This is a genomic window from Salmonella sp. 2020_1395 (assembly GCF_043848115.1).
GTDB lineage: Bacteria > Pseudomonadota > Gammaproteobacteria > Enterobacterales > Enterobacteriaceae > Salmonella > Salmonella enterica.
This window is the reverse complement of sequence record NZ_JBCMFH010000020.1, coordinates 62,037-79,804: the sequence shown is the minus strand read 5'-3', so window position 1 is coordinate 79,804 and position 17,768 is coordinate 62,037. Positions and strand designations below refer to the sequence as shown.

Sequence of the window (17,768 nt, the reverse complement as noted above, 5' to 3'; positions counted from 1 at the left end):
GCTTTTCTCCGTGAGGTTCTGGTCTGAACCCCGCTGACCCGGCGGCCTGTGTGCCGTTGTTCCGTGTCAGTGGTGGCGCATTATAGGGAGTTATTTCTGCCTGACAAGAGGAAATTTAAAATAATTTCTCAAGTGCCTGGTATTTACCCAAAACGCCATTAAACCGGCAGTTTTTCGAGCCTTTCAAAGCCATAACGCTGTAAAACGGGTAATAATTGTTCAGCTCCTGGCGTCATTGCCATGCAATAAGCAATATTGGCATCGGTTGATTTCGCATCCGGCGCTTCATGTTCCAACAGCCAGGCTGTACGACGCGCTATCGCCGCGCCGGAATCCACTAACCGCGTCCCTTCAGGCAGGACTTGCAAAAGCTCGTCCCGTAATAGAGGGAAATGCGTACACCCCAGAACGACCGTGTCAGGCGGCTCCGGCATTCGTAGCCATGGGCGTAATATGCGGCGCAGCTCTTCCAGTGATACCGAGTCGCCATGTAGTTTAGCTTCCGCCAGTTCCACCAGTTCTGCCGACCCCAACATCGCTATCTGACATTCATTGGCGAAGCGCGCAATCAGCTCGTGAGTATAAGGACGTTTGACCGTGGCTCTCGTCGCCAGTAGCCCGACGACGCCATTTGCGGTCAGCCGCGCCGCTGGTTTAATCGCAGGCACAACGCCCACCACCGGGAAGGCAAACTTTTCACGTAATGCGGGAAGTGAGACCGTACTGGCGGTATTACAGGCAATCACCGCCAGTGAAAGGGGATAGCGCTGCTGTACCGCGGTCACAATCTCGACAACGCGCTCAACGATAAACGTTTCGCTCTTTTCCCCGTAGGGGAAAGCCACGTTATCGAAAGCATATATATAGTGGAGATCCGGCAGGAGCCGCCGAATCTCATCATAGACCGACAATCCACCGACGCCGGAATCAAATACCAGCACGGTGGGACGTGGTTCAGAAGGTGTAGCTGCCAGACAAGGTGTATTCTCGTCCTGCAGTTTGGTAGCCATAAACTGTCTCGTAATCTTTGTCGAACAGGTTGGCTATTTTACCACGAACTGTCAGATGTGAGGTGACCGGATATGCAACCGTAAGATCCCATAAACTGACGCCGCCCATTTTTACTGTCCGGTATGGGTAAGCGGAGTAATCCGAATCATAGCGGGAACCAAGGTATTGATATGTCACCCCCCAGTCAAAATCGTAAACGTCCCAGTCAAGTTGATATTTTGCCATCTGTTTGGAACGCCGCGGTAATGGCGTATCGGTAATCGCATTACGCGCATCAACGTAATCGTAACTGACCGTATGCGTTAACGGTCCGGTATCGAAATTCGCCGTCGCCTCAATACCTTTAATGCGCGCCTTACCTTCGTTGTAATATTTTTGCAGATGATCGTCATAATCGATCATGTCATTAATATCGTTACGATAACCTGAAATACGCCAGCTGACGCCAGCGGTTAGCCCTTCAAATGCGCCTTCCCACTGTTTACTCTTTTCAGGATTCAGGTTCGGATTACCGTAATAACCATACAGTTGGCCCAAATTAGGCGCTTTGTAGGAGGTTCCGTAGGAGGCAATAAAGCGGTAACCTTCTATAAACTCCCATCCTGCGCTGGTTTGCCATGTACCATGACGGCCAAACTGGGAGTTGTCATCACTGCGCGCCGCCGCTTCCAGAGTGAAGTCACCCAACTGTTGTAATCCTGTCAGGTAAACCCCGGTATTACGCTGGTCATATCCCTCGGGCACATAGCCGGTACCTGGCGTGGTAGTCTGCTTCTGCCAGTCTACGCCCGCCCCAACATTACCGTGCCCCACGACCACACTGTTGGTCCATTGAACATTGTACTGTTTCATCTCATCCAGCGTGGCGGAGGTATCATACCGGCCATAGTGCGGATCATAGTTGTAATCTTTACTGTGGCTATAGCTTGAAACCAGCTGAGACTGAATACGTTCGCCATTAAAGCGCAGCCCGGCATCCCAGCTTTGGCTATAAAGTTTGCGTGTATCAATCAGCGGCGAGCCCGGCGAGTAATAAGCGTCGTAATCGGTACGGTTATCATAGCCATAACCACGCACGAATCCGCTCCAGCGATCAGAAAAGGTATGCTCTAACGCGCCATAAAGCGTTTTACTCAAAAAGCCGTCCCGGTCAGGCTGCGCCTGCATCCCGGTACCGCCTTTCGCTACCACGTCAAACCCTTTGGTGTATTCGTAATCGCCGATCAACGTCGCCCGCGTGTTTTCGCCAAGTTGCTGTTGCGTCGAGATGTCGTAATTCTGGTAGCTATTGCTTCCCCATCCAGCGGTTAATTCTGTGCCTGGGTTATCGCGCGTCGTAATGATATTCACTACGCCGCCGATAGCATCGGAACCATAAATAGCGGAGCGCGGACCGCGAATATATTCAATGCGCTGTACCAGCGACACCGGGAACTGGCTGAGATCGGCGGACCCGCTCACGCCTGCTAAATTCAGACGCACGCCGTCAATCAATACCAGTACATGGCTGGAGTTGGTGCCGCGAATGAAAATGGAGGAGTTTTGTCCGGCGCCGCCGCTCTGCGCAATATCGACGCCAGGCAAACGGCGCAGAACATCATTTACGGAGGTCGATTGCCAGCGTTCAATATCCTGACGCGTCACGATGGTAACGGGCGCCAGAACCGCGCTGCGCGGCTGCTGAAAACGGTTGGCGGTGACAACCAGGGTATCCGGGCTAGTGTCCTGCGCCCAAGCGGAAAAGGCCGTGACGGAGAACGCCGTCAGCAGCGTAGCTTTTTTAATCATTGTAAAGCATCCACAATATAAGAAGGATGCCGCAGGCTTCATCGATAGTACGCGATGATGAAAAACCAGATGCGACGTTAGCCGGCAGGTCTTCGGGCTTGGAGGGTTATCCGTTGGCTGGATAGCAGAAATGATGACTTCCCGCCGGAGGCAGTGTCTGCTTACGCTCTCATCTCACCTTTCCTTACCGCTGCGCGTCAGCTCCAGATTTTCACTGGATTCCCTATTAACTCACAGGACCGGCCCACGGATGCTACCGTCTGTCACAACACCCTGTCCAGACCGCGCATCACAAATCAGAAATCATCAATAGCTGGACATCCACTGAGCAATCCCTACAATCCCCGCGTACTTTTATTATTCAGGATGCGATATGACCCCCGAACATCTTCCGACAGAACAGTATGAGGCGCAGCTGGCCGAAAAAGTGGCGCGCTTGCAGAGTATGATGGCGCCGTTTTCTGGCCTGGTTCCGGAAGTATTTCGCTCGCCGGTCAGTCACTATCGTATGCGTGCGGAATTTCGCCTGTGGCATGACGGCGATGACCTGTACCACATTATGTTTGATCAGCAGACCAAAAGCCGCATTCGCGTTGACACCTTCCCGGCGGCCAGCCAACTGATTAATACCTTAATGAAGGCGATGATTGCCGGCGTGCGCGATAATCATGCACTGCGGCATAAGCTGTTCCAGATCGATTATCTCACGACCTTGAGCAACCAGGCGGTAGTGTCGTTGCTGTACCATAAGAAGCTGGACGAAGAGTGGCGTGAAGCCGCCACTGCGTTACGCGATGCTTTACGCGCGCAAGGTCTGAACGTACACCTGATTGGCCGGGCCACTAAAACTAAAATCGAATTGGATCAGGATTATATTGATGAGCGTCTGCCTGTGGCAGGTAAAGAGATGATCTACCGCCAGGTCGAAAACAGCTTTACGCAGCCAAACGCCGCCATGAATATTCAGATGTTAGAGTGGGCGCTGGAGGTGACGAAAGACTCAAAAGGCGATCTGCTTGAGTTGTATTGCGGCAACGGCAATTTTTCTTTAGCGCTGGCGCGCAATTTTGACCGCGTGCTGGCAACCGAAATCGCCAAACCGTCCGTCGCTGCCGCACAGTACAATATTGCCGCTAATCATATTGATAATGTGCAAATTATTCGCATGGCGGCGGAAGAGTTTACCCAGGCGATGAATGGCGTTCGTGAGTTTAACCGCCTGCAGGGGATCGACCTGAAGCGCTATCAGTGCGAAACCATTTTTGTCGATCCGCCGCGCAGCGGTCTGGACAGCGAAACGGAAAAAATGGTGCAGGCTTATCCACGTATTCTGTACATTTCCTGCAATCCGGAAACGTTGTGCAAAAACCTGGAAACGTTAAGCCAGACGCACACGGTGTCTCGCCTGGCGCTATTCGATCAGTTCCCGTATACGCATCATATGGAATGCGGGGTATTACTCACCGCAAGGTAAAATGTACGTCGGATGGCCGGTTATACCGCCATCCGGCCTTCGCACCCTACTCTGCGGTGTCCTGCTTGCGGTTACGCAGCTTAAAGCCAATCCAGAATACCAGAATCACCGACAGCACCGCCGGGAAGAAATTAGAGCCAATATCCGGATATTCTGCACGCACGACGGTGCTATACAGTAAAACGCCAAGAATGAAACAAGCGGCGGCCAACCCCGGCAAACCTACCGGCATAGTACGATTTTGGTAGCGCTGATGCAGGCAATATACCGTCAGCACCAGCGAGATAACCGGGAATACGGAGAACGGCACAATAGCGCTAAACAGCGCCGCGAATGTGCCGTTAATCGATAAGCCAGCGATGAGCGCCAGCAACAGCGTACCTTTATCTTGACCTGACTGTTTCATTACTCGTCCTTCACGTTATTCGGAATGATGTGCTATTTTCTCTTGCTCACGGCGATACCAGTAATACGCCCCTTTCGCAATCATGCGCAGTTGCAATACCAGCCGCTCTTCTAATTGCCGACGCTGTTCAGCGCCGATGTCCAACGCCTCTGCGCCCGCGCTAAAGACAATAGTCACCATCGCTTCGGCCTGGGCTTCAGTAAACGCGCGCGGCATATGGTTTTCGAGTTCCAGATAGTCGGCAAGTTCCGCAATAAAATGCTGAATCTCCCGCGCGACGGCGGCACGAAACGCCGCTGAAGTGCCGGAACGCTCGCGCAACAACAGACGGAAGGCGTTGGGGTTGTTGCCGATAAACTCCATAAATGTGGAGACCGACGTGCGAATGACGCTGCCGCCTTTCGCGATGCGCTGTCGCGCCTGACGCATCAACTGACGCAGCATCAGACCGCTTTCATCCACCATCGTCAGACCGAGTTCATCGACATCGCGAAAATGACGGTAAAACGACGTTGGCGCAATGCCCGCTTCACGCGCCACCTCACGCAAACTCAGGCTGGCAAAACTCCGCTCAGCGCTCAGTTGGCTGAATGCGGCTTCCACCAGCGAACGCCGGGTTTTTTCTTTTTGTTGCGCTCTAACACCCATCACAATGTCTGAATCCTTCCATATGCCTTATTCGGCACTATACCAGAGAATAAAAGTAACGGGTTCACACTGGATTGTGAATGATTGTTTACAGACAGTTTGTGCTCCGGCTTCGCAAAAAAGCACAACGATAATTGGGTTAAAGCTGGGCAAATGTTATCATCGTGTTTATTTTATGTATAAAAACAGGTGAGTAATACCATGCCACATTCCTGGGATTATGATGCAGTCGTCATAGGGTCAGGCCCCGGCGGTGAAGGCGCTGCAATGGGTCTGGTTAAGCAAGGAGCACGCGTCGCGGTGATTGAGCGTTATCATAACGTTGGCGGCGGATGTACCCACTGGGGCACCATTCCATCCAAAGCCCTTCGCCACGCCGTCAGCCGCATTATTGAATTTAATCAAAACCCGCTCTATAGCGACCACTCCCGTCTTCTTCGTTCTTCTTTCGCCGACATCCTTAATCATGCCGATAACGTGATTAATCAACAAACGCGTATGCGTCAGGGGTTTTATGAGCGTAACCACTGTGAAATATTGCAGGGCAACGCCCATTTTATTGACGAACATACCCTGGCGCTGGAATGCCATGACGGCACGGTTGAAACCCTGACGGCAGAAAAATTTGTTATTGCCTGTGGTTCGCGTCCTTACCATCCCAGTGATGTGGATTTCTCGCATCCGCGCATTTATGACAGCGACTCAATCCTGAGTCTCCACCATGAACCGCGCCACGTTATTATTTACGGCGCCGGCGTTATCGGCTGCGAATATGCGTCCATCTTCCGCGGTATGGATGTGAAAGTGGATCTGATCAACACCCGCGATCGCCTGCTGGCCTTTCTCGATCAGGAGATGTCCGACTCTCTCTCTTACCATTTCTGGAATAGCGGCGTGGTTATTCGCCACAATGAAGAGTATGAGAAAATCGAAGGCTGCGATGATGGCGTCATCATGCACCTGAAATCCGGCAAAAAACTGAAGGCTGACTGCCTGCTCTATGCTAATGGCCGTACCGGTAACACCGATTCGCTGGCGCTGGAGAATATTGGTCTGGAAACAGACAGCCGTGGACAGCTCAAAGTCAACAGTATGTACCAGACCGCCCTGCCGCACGTCTATGCGGTGGGCGACGTGATTGGCTATCCCAGTCTGGCCTCCGCCGCTTACGATCAGGGGCGTATTGCAGCGCAGGCGCTGGTGAAAGGCGAAGCGACCGCACATCTTATCGAAGATATCCCCACCGGGATTTATACCATTCCGGAAATCAGTTCTGTCGGCAAAACCGAGCAGCAGTTAACGGCAATGAAAGTGCCTTACGAAGTGGGCCGCGCGCAGTTTAAGCATCTGGCGCGAGCGCAAATCGTCGGCATGAACGTCGGCACGCTAAAAATTCTCTTCCACCGCGAAACCAAAGAAATTCTGGGGATTCACTGCTTTGGCGAACGCGCCGCCGAAATTATTCATATCGGCCAGGCGATCATGGAGCAGAAAGGTGGCGGTAACACCATTGAATACTTCGTTAACACCACCTTTAACTACCCAACCATGGCGGAAGCTTATCGGGTTGCGGCGTTGAACGGCTTAAACCGCCTGTTTTAACGCCTTGTCAAAATGGCCATCCATTGCGCCACGGATGGCCTCTGCCAGTTGCTCATAACGGCTACGCAGCGGCGATCCCGGGCGATAAACCAGCCCCACGGTACGACGCGGCTCCGGCTTAATGCATGGCAGATAAACCACGCCGTCGCGCTTACGCTCCTGCGGTACGGCCAGCGCGGGGAGTAGTGTAATACCACTGCCCGCCGCCACCATGTTGCGCAGCGTTTCCAGACTGGTCGCCCGGAAATGGGTATCTTCATCCGCTCCCGCTTCAAAACAGAACCCCATCGCCTGATCGCGCAGACAGTGGCCATCTTCCAGCATCAGCAATTTCTCGCCCGCCAGATCGGACATCGGCACGCGATCGCGATTCGCCCACGGATGATCCTCATAAATAGCCAGCATCATGGGCTCATCAAACAGCGGCACTTCGATAAACGCCTCGCTCTCTTTCACCAGCGCCAGAATAGCGCAGTCAAGCTTGCCGCTATCGAGTTGCGCTAACAGCTGGTGCGTTTGCGCCTCATGCAGATACATTTCCAGCTTCGGGAAAGTCTGGTGCAACATTGGAATGATAAGCGGCAGCAAATAGGGACCAATTGTTGGGATTAAACCAATATGCAGCGGGCCGGACATCGTCTCGCCTTGTTGGCTTGCCATCTCCTTGAGCACCTTGACCTCACGCAGTACGGTACGCGCCTGATCCACCAGCAGTAAGCCCGCCTGGGTAAACAGCACCTTACGGCTCGTACGCTCCAGCAGCATAACGCCCAGCTCATCTTCCAGCTTGCGTATTTGCCCGCTAAGGGTTGGCTGGCTGACGTGACAGGAGTCCGCCGCTCGCCGGAAATGGCGATGTTCGGCTAACGCCACCAGATATTCAAGATCACGAATATTCATTATTCATCCTCCGTCGCCACGATAGTTCATGGCGATAGGTAGCATAGCAACGAACGATTATCCCTATCAACCTTTCTGATTAATAATACATCACAGAACGGAGCGGTTTCTCGTTTAACCCTTGAAGACACCGCCCGTTCAGAGGGTATCTCTCGAACCCGAAATAACTAAAGCCAACGTGAACTTTTGCGGACCTCTGGTCCGCTTTTTTTTGCGTAAAAAAGCCCGGCGTCGCTGATGCTCGGCCGGGCAGTATTACCTGATAGCGCTGCGCTTATAAGGCCTACAACGCGAGGCGCGCCTTCGCATCGTCGATGGCCTGCGCCACCTGCTGTGGAGAAACGCCGCCTTTTGCCGCCCGTTTATCCAGACACGACTGCAAAGACAATATCGGATACACATCGTCGCCAATCACGCGGCTGAATTTCTGTAAATCGGCCAGCGGCAACGCTTCCAGCGGCTTACCCTGGCGAATAGCTTCTACCACCGCTTCGCCGACAATATGGTGCGCTTCACGGAACGGCACGCCTTTCGCGACCAGGTAATCCGCCAGCTCCGTGGCGTTGGCATACCCCTGTTGCGCCGCGTCCTGACAACGTGGGCGTTTCACCTGAATACCGTCCAGCACCAACGCCGCCATATGCAGGCAGTCAAGCCAAGTATCGAGCGCATCGAACAGCCCTTCTTTGTCTTCCTGCATATCTTTGTTATACGCCAGCGGCAGACCTTTTAAAGTCATCATCATGCCGGTTAGCGCCCCTTGTACGCGACCGCACTTACCGCGAATCAGCTCCAGCGCGTCCGGGTTTTTCTTCTGCGGCATTAACGATGAACCGGAAGTCACGCGGTCAGAAAGCTCTACAAAACCCGCTTCACCAGAATTAAAGAAAATCAGATCTTCCGCGAAGCGTGACAGATGCACCATGCCGATAGCCGCATCAGAAAGCAGTTCCAGTACGTGGTCACGATCGGACACGCTGTCCAGGCTGTTGCGGGTCGCAGACGCAAAGCCCAGCCAGCCTGCCAATTGTTCACGGTCAATTTCATAGGCCGTTCCCGCCAACGCGCCGCAACCTAGCGGACTCACGTCCAGACGTTTAAGCGTGTCCTGCAGGCGGCTTTCATCGCGCGCCAGCATTTCGACATACGCGAGACACCAGTGGGCGAAAGTCACTGGCTGCGCGCGTTGCAGATGGGTATATCCCGGCATTATCGCGTCCTGGTTCGCCTGCGCGGTTTCCACCAGCGCGCTCTGTAGCTGGCGGTTAGCGGTAAGCAGTTCCCTCACCGTCTCTTTGCACCACAGTTTCAGGTCCGTCGCCACCTGATCGTTACGGCTGCGCCCGGTGTGCAGCTTTTTACCCAACTGACCCACTTTGTCGATGAGCCTACCTTCCACCCAGCTATGGATATCTTCCGCATCGCTTTGTAGGATTTGCTGCGGATTCGCGCGAACCTCTTCCAGCAGCACGTTCAGCGCTTCTTCCAACTGTCGTTGCTCATCGGCAGTCAGTACGCCTACCGTGACCAATGCTTTGGACCAGGCCACAGAACCGACAATATCCTGCTCCGCCAGACGGTAATCGAAGCGCAACGAATCATTGAATTGTTTAAACCGCTGGTCTGCCGCCTGTGTAAAACGCCCACCCCAAAGTGCCATAATAGACTTCCTTAAATTCTTCGAATTTCACTGCCGGATGGCGCTACGCTTATCCGGCCTATAATTTCTGTTCACGTAGGCCCGATAAGGCGCAGCCGCCATCGGGCGAACAAATAGTTAAGCCAGAATACGCGTGCCAATCGGCGTGCCGTTAAACAGCGCCGGCAGTTGCTCCGCATGACGCCAGGAAGCGATATCCACAGGGCGACCCAGCGCCCGCGCAGCATCGAGAGCCGCATTCACTTTCACAATCATCCCGTCGGTAATAATGCCCTGGTCGATAAGCTGCTCGGCTTTGGACGCCGTCATTTCGGCGATACGCTGGCCTTTGCCGTCCAGAATACCGCTCACGTCAGAAAGCAGGATCAGATCGGCCCCCAGCGTCGCCGCCAGCGCGGTTGCCGCCTGATCGGCGTTGACGTTCATCAGCTGGCCGTCCTCTGTTACGCCAATGGAGCTGACCACCGGCAGAAAGCCGTTTTCCAGCAGCATGTTAATCAGCTTCGGCGACCCCGGCTGCGCCAGCCCGACGTGGCCTAACGCTTCATCGAGTTGGGTCACGTTTACGCTGTCGCCATCGCCCAGAAACAGACCAACAGAGGCGATATGGTGTTTCTTCGCCCAGGCCAGCAGAGTCTTGTTAGCGGTTCCCGCCAGCGCGCCGGTAATGATGCCAATCTGATCGGCAGGCGTCACGCGCAGGCCGTCTTTCTTTTTCACTGGCAAATTCAGCCCTTTCATCAGCTCATCCACCACGCAGCCGCCGCCGTGAACAATCACCAGCGGACGCTGATGGGACTCACGATAGTTGACCAGCGCGGTAAAAAGACGTTCCAGAGCCTCTTCGCTATCCAGTAATACGCCACCCAGCTTTATAATTAATGGATTCATCATTTCACCCTTAAATAAGAGACTGCGTTTCAGCGAAGCCAAAACGAATATTAGCGCACTGCACCGCCTGCGCCGCTGCGCCTTTCAACAAGTTGTCTTCGGTTGCCACCACAATCAGATGTTCGCCCTGGACGGCAAAACCAATATCGCAGAACGGCAGCCCGACGACGTTCTTTAACGCCGGAACGCCTTTGTCATACAGGCGCACCAGCGGTTTGTCGCCATAGGCTTTTTGCAACACGTCGGCGACCTGCGCATGGGTTACTCCCGCTTTCAGGCGGCAGGTAATGGTTTCCAGAATCCCGCGCGGAAAATTCCCCAGATGCGGGGTGAAGATGACCTCCGCACCCAGATGGGCGGCGATTTCCGGCTGATGACGATGCGTAAACACGCCATACGGTTGCAAACTCACTTCACAGAAACTGTTCGAAATTGCTGCCTTGCGCCCCGCGCCGCTCACCCCGCTGGTGGCATTAATTACCGGCCACTGCGTCAGATCCAGAAGCCCGCCGTCAATCAGCGGTTTTAGCGACAACTGCGCTGCGGTTGGATAGCAACCAGGAACCGCAATCAGATTCGCCGTGTTCAGTTTATCGGCATTCCACTCCGCCAGACCGTACACCGCCTGCTCCAGCAGCTCAGGATACTGATGAGTAAATCCGTAGTACTTTTCATAGAAGGCGCGATCGTTTACCCGAAACGCGCCGGAAAGATCGAATACGACGCATCCGGCCTGTAAAAACTGCGGCGCCAGATCGTGGCTCACTTCATGCGCTGTCGCCAGGAACACCACATCAACATCTGCGCTAAAGTCACGTACATCCGACATCGGTTGCAATGGCAGGTCGACAATCCCTTTTAACTGCGGATGTAAATCAGAAATTAACTTTCCTGCATCATTACTTTGCGCTGAGACGGTCAAAGCGGTTATGGTCATATGTGGGTGGCGATTTACGTAGCTTACAAGCTCTGCGCCCGCATAACCGCTAGCGCCTACAATCAGCGTATTCAACATCGGGTTCCTTTATGCTCAACGTTAATGTATTTTTATTCATAATTAATGCATGAATATTGATACTATCATGACCTGAGGTGTGTCAACGATGAAAAACATTTTACCGCCATTTATCGAGATTTACCGCGCTCTGATTGCCACACCGTCGATAAGCGCAACCGAAGAATCCCTGGATCAAAGTAATGCGTCTTTAATCACTTTGCTTGCAGGCTGGTTCAGCGATCTTGGTTTCAACGTAGAGGTTCAACCGGTTCCAGGAACGCGAAACAAATTTAATATGCTCGCCAGCACCGGACATGGCGCGGGCGGTTTGCTGCTGACCGGCCATACCGACACGGTTCCCTTTGATGACGGACGCTGGACGCGCGACCCGTTCACGCTGACCGAGCATGACAATAAGCTCTATGGCCTGGGCACTGCGGATATGAAAGGCTTCTTCGCTTTTATTCTGGACGCGCTACGTGACGTTGACGTCACAAAGTTGAAAAAGCCGCTCTACATTCTGGCGACCGCCGATGAAGAGACCAGCATGGCGGGGGCGCGTTATTTTTCCGAAACCACGGCATTACGTCCGGACTGCGCGATCATTGGCGAACCGACGTCGTTGCAACCGATACGCGCGCACAAAGGGCATATCTCTAATGTCGTTCGCGTCCTGGGGCAGTCCGGTCATTCCAGCGACCCGGCGCGTGGGGTTAACGCCATTGAACTGATGCACGATGCGATTGGCCATATCATGCAACTGCGTGACTCGCTGAAAGCGCGGTATCACTACGAGGCGTTTACCGTTCCGTATCCAACGCTGAATCTGGGCCATATTCACGGCGGCGATGCCTCAAACCGTATCTGCGCCTGCTGCGAATTGCATATGGATATTCGTCCACTGCCGGGCATGACGTTAAACGACCTTAATGGACTGCTTAACGACGCGCTGGCCCCGGTAAGCGAACGCTGGCCGGGCCGCCTGACGGTGGCGGAATTACATCCGCCGATTCCAGGTTATGAGTGTCCACCGGACCACCAACTGGTTGAAGTAGTAGAAAAACTGTTGGGTACGAAAACCGACGTGGTGAACTACTGTACTGAAGCGCCGTTTATGCAGACATTATGCCCAACGCTGGTGCTTGGTCCGGGCTCAATTAATCAGGCGCATCAGCCGGATGAATATCTCGAAACGCGTTTTATTAAGCCAACCCGGGAATTGATTACCCAGGTAGTACACCATTTTTGCTGGCATTAATGCATATTGCCCGGTGACGCGATGTTTACCGGGCCTACCCCGTCTTGTAGGCCGGATAAGCGCAGCGCCATCCGGCATCTCTACGCCACATGTTCATAAGCATTTCTTATTTGGCACGATGCGAATTAACTTTAATAAATTACCGCCATTTTTTCGTTTGCTGAACCGATTTCGCAGTAATTGACGCCACGGGTTTTACGTGGCTTTATAAAGATGAGAAGTGATGTGAAAAAGCTTGGTCCGAAAGATTTCGCGTTGCGGCAAGACGGCAAACGAGCACATCCCAGGGAGCTTACATAAGTAAGTGACCTGGGTGGGAGAGCGCAGCCAACGCCGCCGCAGCGTGAAAGATGCAGGACAATTACAACAGAGATGGGGTGTCTGGGATCATATGAACGAACAATATTCCGCGTTGCGTAGTAATGTCAGTATGCTCGGCAAGGTGCTGGGAGAAACCATCAAGGATGCGCTGGGAGAACACATTCTTGATCGCGTAGAAACAATCCGTAAGCTATCCAAATCTTCACGCGCCGGCAATGAAGCTAATCGCCAGGAGCTGCTCACCACGCTACAAAATTTGTCTAATGACGAGCTGCTGCCAGTTGCGCGCGCGTTTAGTCAGTTCCTGAACCTGGCCAATACTGCCGAGCAATACCACAGCATTTCGCCAAAAGGCGAAGCCGCCAGCAACCCGGAAGTGATTGCCCGCACTCTGCGTAAACTGAAAAACCAACCGGACCTCAACGACGCAACCATCAAAAAAGCGGTAGAGTCGCTGTCTCTGGAGTTGGTGCTAACCGCCCATCCGACAGAAATTACCCGCCGTACGCTTATTCACAAAATGGGTGAAATCAACAACTGTCTGAAACAGCTTGATAATACCGATATCGCCGACTACGAACGCCACCAGGTAATGCGTCGCCTGCGCCAGTTGATTGCCCAATCCTGGCATACGGATGAGATCCGCAAGCAGCGTCCAAGCCCGGTGGATGAAGCCAAATGGGGCTTCGCCGTGGTTGAGAACAGCCTGTGGCAGGGCGTACCTAACTATCTGCGTGAACTGAACGAACAGCTGGAAGAAAATCTCGGCTACAAATTGCCGGTGGATTTTGTGCCGGTACGTTTTACCTCCTGGATGGGCGGCGACCGTGACGGCAACCCGAACGTGACGGCGGATATCACCCGCCACGTACTCTTGTTAAGCCGCTGGAAAGCCACCGATCTGTTCCTGAAAGACATTCATGTTCTGGTATCAGAACTGTCGATGGTCGACGCCACGCCGGAGCTGCTGGCGTTAGTGGGCGAAGAAGGCGCGTCTGAGCCGTATCGCTACCTGATGAAAAAATTACGCGCCCGTCTGATGGCGACCCAGTCCTGGCTGGAAGCGCGTCTGAAAGGCGAGAAGCTGCCCAAACCGGCTGGCCTGCTGACGCAAAACGAGCAGCTCTGGGAACCTCTGTACGCCTGCTACCAGTCGTTACAGGCCTGCGGTATGGGCATTATCGCCAACGGCGAGTTACTCGACACGCTCCGCCGCGTGAAGTGTTTCGGCGTACCGCTGGTGCGCATTGATATCCGTCAGGAGAGCACCCGCCATACCGAAGCGCTGGGCGAAATTACCCGCTACCTTGGTATTGGCGACTACGAAAGCTGGTCGGAAGCCGACAAGCAGGCCTTCCTGATCCGCGAGCTGAACTCCAAACGTCCGCTGCTGCCGCGTAACTGGGAGCCGAGCAACGATACCCGCGAAGTGCTTGAAACCTGCAAGGTTATTGCCGAAGCACCAAAGGGGTCGATCGCCGCCTACGTGATTTCAATGGCGAAAACGCCGTCTGATGTGCTGGCTGTGCATCTGCTGCTGAAAGAGGCAGGTATCGGCTTTGCCATGCCGGTCGCGCCGCTGTTTGAAACCCTCGACGACCTGAACAACGCCGACGACGTGATGACCCAGTTGTTGAATATCGACTGGTATCGCGGGCTGATTCAGGGTAAGCAGATGGTCATGATCGGCTACTCCGACTCGGCGAAAGACGCCGGCGTTATGGCCGCGTCATGGGCGCAGTATCAGGCGCAGGACGCCCTGATCAAAACTTGTGAAAAAGCTGGCATCGAGCTCACCCTCTTCCACGGCCGCGGCGGCTCTATTGGCCGTGGCGGCGCGCCAGCCCACGCGGCGCTGCTTTCGCAACCGCCAGGCAGTCTGAAAGGCGGCCTGCGCGTGACCGAGCAGGGCGAGATGATCCGCTTCAAATACGGCCTGCCGGAAGTCACCGTCAGCAGCCTGTCGCTCTACACCAGCGCAATTCTGGAAGCAAACCTGCTGCCGCCGCCGGAACCGAAAGACAGCTGGCGTCATATTATGGATGAGCTTTCCGTCATCTCCTGTGAAACCTACCGCGGTTACGTGCGCGAAAATAAAGACTTTGTACCGTACTTCCGCTCCGCGACGCCGGAACAAGAGCTGGGCAAATTGCCGCTCGGCTCACGTCCGGCGAAACGTCGTCCAACTGGCGGCGTCGAATCGCTGCGCGCGATTCCGTGGATCTTCGCCTGGACGCAAAACCGCCTGATGCTGCCAGCCTGGCTGGGCGCGGGTACTGCGCTGCAAAAAGTGGTGGAAGACGGTAAACAAAGCGAACTGGAAGCCATGTGCCGCGACTGGCCGTTCTTCTCCACGCGTCTTGGGATGCTGGAAATGGTATTCTCGAAAGCCGACCTGTGGCTGGCCGACTATTACGATCAGCGTCTGGTGGCGAAAACGCTATGGCCGCTGGGCAAAGAGCTACGAGACCTGCTGGAAGAAGACATTAAAGTGGTGCTAGCGATTGCCAACGATTCGCACCTGATGGCCGACTTACCGTGGATTGCGGAGTCCATTCAGTTAAGAAACGTTTATACCGATCCATTAAACGTGTTGCAGGCCGAGTTGCTGTATCGTTCCCGTCTGACTGAAGAGCAGGGCAAATCGCCCGATCCTCGCGTCGAACAGGCGTTGATGGTCACGATTGCGGGCGTCGCCGCCGGTATGCGCAACACCGGCTAACGCCAAAAGAAAGCCGCCCTCACTCAGTTATGTGGGGGCGGCATGAAATACTGCTGTCATCCTCGTCATTTTTTCAATATATTCCTGTCTGCATTTTATGCATTTATAAATCTTTCTTAGCAAAACGTGCGGCATAAAGCAGGTTTGCTTCAGATTCTTTTAAGGTTCAGGCGTTACGTTTGGCGCTACGATTAAAGACAGGCTCTCATTATGCAATCCACATTACTCCAGACTAAACCCGCGTTTAGCTGGAAAGCCCTGGGCTGGGCACTGCTCTACTTTTGGTTCTTTTCCACCCTCCTGCAGGCCATTATTTATCTCACCGGATACAGCGGGACAAACGGTCTGCGGGATTCGCTACTGTACAGCTCACTGTGGCTGATCCCGGTCTTTCTGTTTCCAGGCCGCATCCGGGTTATTGCTGCCGTTATTGGCGTCGTACTTTGGGCCGCCTCGCTGGCGGCACTGAGCTATTACGTAATCTACGGGCAGGAGTTCTCGCAAAGCGTGCTGTTTGTGATGTTTGAAACCAACGCCAATGAAGCCAGCGAATATTTAAGCCAATATTTCAGTCTGAAAATTGTTCTTGTCGCCCTGGCTTATACGGTGGCGGCGATTTTGCTGTGGACACGTCTGCGCCCGGTTTATATTCCATCCCCCTGGCGTTATCTGGTGTCGTTTGCCCTGCTGTACGGGCTGATCCTCCATCCCATCGCGATGAATACCTTTATCAAGCATAAGTCGATGGAGAAAACGCTGGATAGCCTGGCATCACGAATGGAGCCCGCCGCGCCGTGGCAATTTATTACTGGCTACTATCAGTACCGTTTACAGCTCGCCTCGCTGAATAAACTGCTGAATGAAAACGATGCCCTGCCGCCGCTGGCTAACTTCCAGGACCACTCCGGCGATGCGCCGCGCACGCTGGTACTGGTGATTGGCGAATCGACCCAGCGTGGCCGTATGAGTCTGTACGGTTATCCGCGCGAAACCACGCCGGAACTGGACGCACTGCATAAAACCGACCCCGGGCTGACCGTGTTTAATAATGTGGTAACTTCGCGACCGTACACCATTGAGATTCTGCAACAGGCGCTAACGTTCGCGGACGAAAAGAACCCGGACTGGTATCTGACGAAGCCATCGCTGATGAATATGATGAAACAGGCCGGGTATAAAACCTTCTGGATCACTAACCAGCAGACGATGACGGCGCGTAATACCATGCTGACCGTGTTCTCTAAGCAGACTGATAAGCAGTTCTATATGAACCAGCAGCGCACTCAAAGCGCACGCGAATATGACAGCAACGTGCTGGCGCCGTTTAAAGCGGTGTTAGCCGACCCGGCGCCGAAAAAATTCATTATTGTGCATCTGCTGGGAACGCACATTAAATACAAGTTCCGCTATCCAGAAAACCAGGGCAAGTTTGATGGTAAAACCGACCATGTTCCACCGGGATTAAGCAGCGACGAACTGGAATCGTATAACGATTACGACAACGCGAACCTGTATAACGACTATGTTGTCGCCAGCCTGATTAAGGACTATAAAGCGACCGATCCGAACGGTTTCCTGCTCTACTTCTCCGATCATGGTGAAGAAGTGTATGACACGCCGCCGCATAAGACGCAGGGACGAAACGAAGATTCACCAACCCGTCATATGTATACGGTGCCGTTCCTGCTGTGGACCTCAGAGAAATGGCAGGCAGCGCATCCGCGCGACTTCTCACAGGATGTCGATCGTAAGTACAGTAGTTCCGAGCTTATCCATACCTGGTCGGACTTAGCGGGCCTGACCTATGATGGTTACGACCCGACGCGTTCCATCACCAACCCGCAGTTCAAAGAGACCACGCGCTGGATTGGCAACCCGTATAAGAAAAACGCGCTGATTGATTATGATACGTTGCCGTATGGCGATCAGGTCGGTAATCAATAGCCTGTATGTTGCCCGATAACGCTAACGCTTATCGGGCCTGGCGTTCTTCTCTCCCGTAGTCCGGATAAGGCGCAAAGCGCCGCCATCCGGCAATAATCGCTTGAGGACATCGGTTTTCGACGTTACTGTTTCCTCTGTTTGCGATC

At 53.7% G+C, this 17,768-nt stretch carries 13 protein-coding genes and 1 riboswitch; of the genes, 5 read left to right on the top strand and 8 right to left on the bottom strand.

Annotated features, from left to right (window positions below):
* Positions 1–158: 158 nt before the first annotated feature.
* Both murI and btuB read right to left on the bottom strand, forming a co-directional pair.
* Positions 159–1,010 carry a glutamate racemase gene (murI, locus tag ACH0WD_RS22270; protein WP_000201803.1) on the bottom strand — a complete coding sequence of 284 codons (852 nt, stop codon included), beginning with the start codon at positions 1,008–1,010 and terminating at the stop codon, positions 159–161.
* Positions 955–2,799 (bottom strand): TonB-dependent vitamin B12 receptor BtuB, encoded by a 1,845-nt coding sequence (gene btuB / locus ACH0WD_RS22265; protein ID WP_000591403.1) that lies wholly within the window; start codon positions 2,797–2,799, stop codon positions 955–957. Before btuB ends, murI begins: the two co-directional genes overlap by 56 nt.
* Positions 2,800–2,864: 65 nt before the next feature.
* Positions 2,865–3,058, bottom strand: a riboswitch (cobalamin riboswitch).
* Between the two features lie 114 nt (positions 3,059–3,172).
* Here btuB and trmA point away from each other — a divergent pair.
* Positions 3,173–4,273: a tRNA (uridine(54)-C5)-methyltransferase TrmA gene (trmA, locus tag ACH0WD_RS22260; protein WP_000186979.1), complete on the top strand. Its 1,101-nt coding sequence runs from the start codon at positions 3,173–3,175 to the stop codon at positions 4,271–4,273.
* Between the two features lie 46 nt (positions 4,274–4,319).
* On the opposite strand, the gene ACH0WD_RS22255 is transcribed toward trmA, so the two are convergent.
* Complete coding sequence (locus ACH0WD_RS22255; RefSeq protein ID WP_000813838.1) at positions 4,320–4,679, bottom strand: YijD family membrane protein; 360 nt, start codon at positions 4,677–4,679, stop codon at positions 4,320–4,322.
* Between the two features lie 15 nt (positions 4,680–4,694).
* Positions 4,695–5,330 (bottom strand): HTH-type transcriptional repressor FabR, encoded by a 636-nt coding sequence (fabR, locus tag ACH0WD_RS22250; protein WP_000971958.1) that lies wholly within the window; start codon positions 5,328–5,330, stop codon positions 4,695–4,697.
* A 198-nt stretch (positions 5,331–5,528) separates the two neighbouring features.
* On the opposite strand from fabR, the gene sthA reads away from it, so the two are divergent.
* Entirely contained in the window at positions 5,529–6,929 is a 1,401-nt protein-coding gene (sthA, locus tag ACH0WD_RS22245; protein WP_001120791.1) for a Si-specific NAD(P)(+) transhydrogenase, read from the top strand.
* Here sthA and oxyR read toward each other — a convergent pair.
* The 4 genes from oxyR to argC all read right to left on the bottom strand — a co-directional run bounded on the left by oxyR (position 6,912) and on the right by argC (position 11,395).
* Entirely contained in the window at positions 6,912–7,829 is a 918-nt protein-coding gene (gene oxyR / locus ACH0WD_RS22240; RefSeq protein WP_001025919.1) for a DNA-binding transcriptional regulator OxyR, read from the bottom strand. The two genes, sthA and oxyR, sit on opposite strands and share 18 nt — an antisense overlap.
* A 283-nt stretch (positions 7,830–8,112) precedes the next feature.
* Positions 8,113–9,489, bottom strand: coding sequence for an argininosuccinate lyase (argH, locus tag ACH0WD_RS22235; RefSeq protein ID WP_001230059.1), 1,377 nt, complete (start codon positions 9,487–9,489; stop codon positions 8,113–8,115).
* A 117-nt stretch (positions 9,490–9,606) separates the two neighbouring features.
* On the bottom strand, positions 9,607–10,383 hold the full coding sequence (gene argB, locus ACH0WD_RS22230; RefSeq protein ID WP_089082247.1) for an acetylglutamate kinase: 777 nt from the start codon (positions 10,381–10,383) through the stop codon (positions 9,607–9,609).
* A gap of 7 nt (positions 10,384–10,390) precedes the next feature.
* Positions 10,391–11,395: an N-acetyl-gamma-glutamyl-phosphate reductase gene (gene argC, locus ACH0WD_RS22225; RefSeq protein WP_000935332.1), complete on the bottom strand. Its 1,005-nt coding sequence runs from the start codon at positions 11,393–11,395 to the stop codon at positions 10,391–10,393.
* An 88-nt stretch (positions 11,396–11,483) separates the two neighbouring features.
* Between argC and argE the strand changes: the two genes are divergently transcribed.
* The 3 genes from argE (at position 11,484) to ACH0WD_RS22210 (ending at position 17,622) form a co-directional block, all read left to right on the top strand.
* Positions 11,484–12,635, top strand: coding sequence for an acetylornithine deacetylase (gene argE, locus ACH0WD_RS22220; RefSeq protein WP_000789870.1), 1,152 nt, complete (start codon positions 11,484–11,486; stop codon positions 12,633–12,635).
* 391 nt (positions 12,636–13,026) lie between these two features.
* A complete protein-coding gene (gene ppc, locus ACH0WD_RS22215; RefSeq protein ID WP_001005548.1) occupies positions 13,027–15,678 on the top strand; it encodes a phosphoenolpyruvate carboxylase in 2,652 nt (883 codons plus the stop codon).
* A gap of 210 nt (positions 15,679–15,888) precedes the next feature.
* A complete protein-coding gene (locus ACH0WD_RS22210; protein WP_001192092.1) occupies positions 15,889–17,622 on the top strand; it encodes a phosphoethanolamine transferase CptA in 1,734 nt (577 codons plus the stop codon).
* The last annotated feature ends 146 nt before the right edge of the window (positions 17,623–17,768 follow it).

Coding starts and splice junctions, on each gene's coding strand:
- argB (WP_089082247.1), bottom strand. CDS start 10,383: ATGATGAATCCATTAATTATAAAGCTGGGTGGCGTATTACTGGATAGC.
- argE (WP_000789870.1), top strand. CDS start 11,484: ATGAAAAACATTTTACCGCCATTTATCGAGATTTACCGCGCTCTGATT.
- ACH0WD_RS22210 (WP_001192092.1), top strand. CDS start 15,889: ATGCAATCCACATTACTCCAGACTAAACCCGCGTTTAGCTGGAAAGCC.
- argC (WP_000935332.1), bottom strand. CDS start 11,395: ATGTTGAATACGCTGATTGTAGGCGCTAGCGGTTATGCGGGCGCAGAG.
- trmA (WP_000186979.1), top strand. CDS start 3,173: ATGACCCCCGAACATCTTCCGACAGAACAGTATGAGGCGCAGCTGGCC.
- ppc (WP_001005548.1), top strand. CDS start 13,027: ATGAACGAACAATATTCCGCGTTGCGTAGTAATGTCAGTATGCTCGGC.
- sthA (WP_001120791.1), top strand. CDS start 5,529: ATGCCACATTCCTGGGATTATGATGCAGTCGTCATAGGGTCAGGCCCC.
- btuB (WP_000591403.1), bottom strand. CDS start 2,799: ATGATTAAAAAAGCTACGCTGCTGACGGCGTTCTCCGTCACGGCCTTT.
- argH (WP_001230059.1), bottom strand. CDS start 9,489: ATGGCACTTTGGGGTGGGCGTTTTACACAGGCGGCAGACCAGCGGTTT.
- murI (WP_000201803.1), bottom strand. CDS start 1,010: ATGGCTACCAAACTGCAGGACGAGAATACACCTTGTCTGGCAGCTACA.
- ACH0WD_RS22255 (WP_000813838.1), bottom strand. CDS start 4,679: ATGAAACAGTCAGGTCAAGATAAAGGTACGCTGTTGCTGGCGCTCATC.
- oxyR (WP_001025919.1), bottom strand. CDS start 7,829: ATGAATATTCGTGATCTTGAATATCTGGTGGCGTTAGCCGAACATCGC.